2 protein-coding genes, 2 rRNA genes and 1 pseudogene are annotated in these 4,466 nt (G+C 54.9%); all 5 read left to right on the forward strand.

Annotated elements, in window-relative coordinates; translation table 11 throughout:
- The first annotated feature begins 44 nt into the window (after nt 1-44).
- A 23S ribosomal RNA gene (locus tag CAL19_RS02305) occupies nt 45-2,931 on the forward strand.
- Nucleotides 2,932-3,104: 173 nt separating this feature from the next.
- Nucleotides 3,105-3,218, forward strand: a 5S ribosomal RNA gene (gene rrf / locus CAL19_RS02310).
- 224 nt (nt 3,219-3,442) lie between these two features.
- Nucleotides 3,443-3,808, forward strand: a complete 366-nt coding sequence (locus tag CAL19_RS02315) for a DUF4870 family protein (protein WP_094795926.1) — start codon at nt 3,443-3,445, stop codon at nt 3,806-3,808.
- 252 nt (nt 3,809-4,060) lie between these two features.
- Nucleotides 4,061-4,264, forward strand: a pseudogene (locus tag CAL19_RS02320) (MmgE/PrpD family protein); the annotation flags it as partial.
- A gap of 118 nt (nt 4,265-4,382) precedes the next feature.
- Nucleotides 4,383-4,466 (forward strand): transposase (locus CAL19_RS19565; RefSeq protein ID WP_141214351.1); only part of this gene is annotated, 84 nt, incomplete at its 3' end.

The raw sequence follows: 4,466 nt of genomic DNA on the forward strand, positions 1-4,466 counted from the left end.
AAACGCGAAACATATCAGCGTCCTATAAGACGGTAGTGTTATAGGATCAAGCGACTAAGTGCATATGGTGGATGCCTTGGCGATCACAGGCGAAGAAGGACGTGGTAGCCTGCGAAAAGCTGCGGGGAGCTGGCAAACAAGCTTTGATCCGCAGATGTCCGAATGGGGAAACCCACTGCAGCGATGCAGTATCCCTGGCTGAATACATAGGCCAGTGGAGGCGAACCGGGTGAACTGAAACATCTCAGTAGCTCGAGGAAAAGACATCAACCGAGATTCCGAGAGTAGTGGCGAGCGAAATCGGAAGAGCCTTTACGATTTAGCAGATCAGGTAGTCGAACGGAATGGAAAGTCCGGCCGTAGCAGGTGATAGCCCTGTAGACGAAATCTGGTTTGTGGAACTAGGCGTAAGAGAAGTAGGGCGGGACACGTGAAATCCTGTCTGAAGATGGGGGGACCATCCTCCAAGGCTAAATACTCGTGATCGACCGATAGTGAACCAGTACCGTGAGGGAAAGGCGAAAAGAACCCCGGAAGGGGAGTGAAATAGATCCTGAAACCGTATGCATACAAACAGTCGGAGCCTCTTTATGGGGTGACGGCGTACCTTTTGTATAATGGGTCAGCGACTTACATTCAGTGGCGAGCTTAACCGGATAGGGAAGGCGTAGCGAAAGCGAGTCCGAATAGGGCGATTCAGTCGCTGGGTGTAGACCCGAAACCAGATGATCTACCCATGGCCAGGTTGAAGGCACGGTAACACGTGCTGGAGGACCGAACCCACTAGTGTTGAAAAACTAGGGGATGAGCTGTGGATAGGGGTGAAAGGCTAAACAAATCTGGAAATAGCTGGTTCTCTCCGAAAACTATTTAGGTAGTGCCTCAAGTATGACTGCGGGGGGTAGAGCACTGTTATGGCTAGGGGGTCATGGCGACTTACCAAACCATGGCAAACTCCGAATACCCGCAAGTCCAGCTTGGGAGACAGAGCACCGGGTGCTAACGTCCGGACTCAAGAGGGAAACAACCCAGACCGCCAGCTAAGGTCCCAAATTATCGCTAAGTGGGAAACGAAGTGGGAAGGCATAGACAGTCAGGAGGTTGGCTTAGAAGCAGCCATCCTTTAAAGAAAGCGTAATAGCTCACTGATCGAGTCGTCCTGCGCGGAAGATGTAACGGGGCTCAAGCGATAAACCGAAGCTGCGGGTGTGCACTTTAGAGTGCACGCGGTAGGAGAGCGTTCTGTAAGCCTGCGAAGGTGGCTTGTAAAGGCTGCTGGAGGTATCAGAAGTGCGAATGCTGACATGAGTAGCGATAAAGGGGGTGAAAAGCCCCCTCGCCGTAAGTCCAAGGTTTCCTGCGCAACGTTCATCGGCGCAGGGTGAGTCGGCCCCTAAGGCGAGGCAGAGATGCGTAGCTGATGGGAAGCGGGTTAATATTCCCGCACCGTCGTACAGTGCGATGGGGGGACGGATCGCGGAATGTCATCAGGGTGTTGGATGTCCCTGTTGCTGCATTGGAGAAGGCGCTTAGGCAAATCCGGGCGCGTAATTCAAGGGTGTGGCACGAGGTCCCAAGTGGACCGAAGTGATTGGAAGTGGTTCCAAGAAAAGCCTCTAAGCTTCAGCTGTACGAGACCGTACCGCAAACCGACACAGGTGGACGGGATGAATATTCCAAGGCGCTTGAGAGAACTCAGGAGAAGGAACTCGGCAAATTGATACCGTAACTTCGGGAGAAGGTATGCCCCGTTAGGGTGATGCGCTTGCGCGCAGAGCTTGAAGGGGCCGCAGAGAATCGGTGGCTGCGACTGTTTATTAAAAACACAGCACTCTGCCAAGACGAAAGTCGACGTATAGGGTGTGACGCCTGCCCGGTGCCGGAAGGTTAAGTGATGGGGTGCAAGCTCTTGATCGAAGCCCCGGTAAACGGCGGCCGTAACTATAACGGTCCTAAGGTAGCGAAATTCCTTGTCGGGTAAGTTCCGACCTGCACGAATGGCGTAACGATGGCCACACTGTCTCCTCCTGAGACTCAGCGAAGTTGAAATGTTTGTGATGATGCAATCTACCCGCGGCTAGACGGAAAGACCCCATGAACCTTTACTGTAGCTTTGCATTGGACTGTGAACCGGCCTGTGTAGGATAGGTGGGAGGCGCAGAAACCGAGTCGCCAGATTCGGTGGAGCCGTCCTTGAAATACCACCCTGGTTTGTTTGCGGTTCTAACCTTGGTCCGTTATCCGGATTGGGGACAGTGCATGGTAGGCAGTTTGACTGGGGCGGTCTCCTCCCAAAGCGTAACGGAGGAGTTCGAAGGTACGCTAGGTACGGTCGGAAATCGTGCTGATAGTGCAATGGCATAAGCGTGCTTGACTGTGAGACTGACAAGTCGAACAGGTGCGAAAGCAGGACATAGTGATCCGGTGGTTCTGAATGGAAGGGCCATCGCTCAACGGATAAAAGGTACTCTGGGGATAACAGGCTGATACCGCCCAAGAGTTCATATCGACGGCGGTGTTTGGCACCTCGATGTCGGCTCATCTCATCCTGGGGCTGTAGCCGGTCCCAAGGGTATGGCTGTTCGCCATTTAAAGAGGTACGTGAGCTGGGTTTAAAACGTCGTGAGACAGTTTGGTCCCTATCTGCCGTGGGCGTTGGATACTTGACGGAGCCTGCTCCTAGTACGAGAGGACCGGAGTGGACGTACCTCTGGTGTACCGGTTGTCATGCCAATGGCATTGCCGGGTAGCTAAGTACGGAAGAGATAACCGCTGAAGGCATCTAAGCGGGAAACTCGTCTGAAGATTAGGTATCCCGGGGACTTGATCCCCCTGAAGGGTCGTTCGAGACCAGAACGTTGATAGGTCGGGTGTGGAAGCGCAGCAATGCGTTGAGCTAACCGATACTAATTGCCCGTGCGGCTTGATCCTATAACTCTGCGGGTTTTATAGACCTGATATGACACATAGCGAACAAGTGCCGTTCAATCAATAAATACCTTCACAATCGCTGGCCAGGCCGAAACGCCTGTCGCCCAGCTCGATGTGCTTCTTCCCAATTGCGGTGCCCGAGACCCTAAACCTCGTGCACCCTAGCGCTTACGCTTGACGACCATAGCAAGGTGGACCCACTCCTTCCCATCCCGAACAGGACAGTGAAACGCCTTCGTGCCGATGATAGTGGACTTCCCGTCTGTGAAAGTAGGTCATCGTCAGGCTCTTATCCCTCAAAACCCCAGCACATACAACGTGCTGGGGTTTTGTCTTTGAAACACGCAAAATTACAATGCATACGCGGCGGTACAGCTGCCGAGCGCCCATGCCCCCGATGCAGCGCTCCGTCGCGACACAGCCACACCTGCGTATTACGAACAGCCATTCGCCGCGATCGTGCTCTTATGTGCGGTAAGATTGCCTAAATCTATTCGATGGAGCTGTTATCGTGAGCGACCCCCAGATTCCCCAGACCAGCACGTCGCCCGACCTACGCACGCTTACCCACGTCGCCTACGGCCTGTATGCCCTGGGCTTCCTGACCGGCGGGTTCCTTGGCATTGCCACGCTGGCGGCCGTCGTGCTGATGTATGTCAAGCGCGCAGACACCGCAGGCACTATGTACGCAGCGCACTTTGACTGGTTGTTGCGCACCTTCTGGTGGGCTTTGCTATGGCTGGCCATCAGCGCGATTGCGACCCTGGTGTTTATCGGTTGGATCGGCCTGGCAGCGACCGTGGTATGGGTGTTGTATCGCTTGATCAAGGGCTGGTTGGCTCTGCTCGAGGGCACTGCGCCTGCCCCCTACGCTTAAGCCAACAATCGAACCCTGCACGTGGCCGGCGCTTTTGCGCCGGCCTTTTTGTTGGCCGGCGCCGTTGCAGCGGTGCAATGGTATGCCCTGCCGGTCCGAACGGCCGCAATACGCATCCGATGCGCGCATGGACCCCGGCCAGCTGAGATCGGGAAAAGCCAAACAATGCCGGTAGGAAATCAAATTGCCTACCTATGGCACCCTTCCTAGACTTCCCTCGACAGCTTGGCATGCTCGTATGCCGCGCTGACGGTGTACAAAGGAAAACTGGCTCTGAAGGCTGGACAGGCGAGCGGCACGCCGGAAGCGACAGTGTTCGGAGGCGGCAAGTTGTCGCTTGCTTCAGCCGCGTTCGTCAACGGCGAACTGATCAATGCGATCGACTTCGACGCTTGTCTTATTCCGCCGGGGCACATTACCCCCTACGTGCTGCCTTCCATTCTGGCATTGGCCGAAAGTACTCATGCTGATGGGCAGAGCGTAATCGCCGCGCTGGCAGTTGCACACGAAGTATTGACCTGCTCCCCGTGGTTAGTACGAAATCGATGTAGAGTCCGTTCACAAAGGAACGGCAATGAAGAAACGATTTACGGAAGAACAGATCATCGGGGTGCTGAAGGAGGCCGAGGCAGGGGCCAAGGTGGCCGAACTGTGCCGC

The organism is Bordetella genomosp. 7 (genome assembly GCF_002261265.1).
Lineage (GTDB): Bacteria > Pseudomonadota > Gammaproteobacteria > Burkholderiales > Burkholderiaceae_B > Bordetella_A.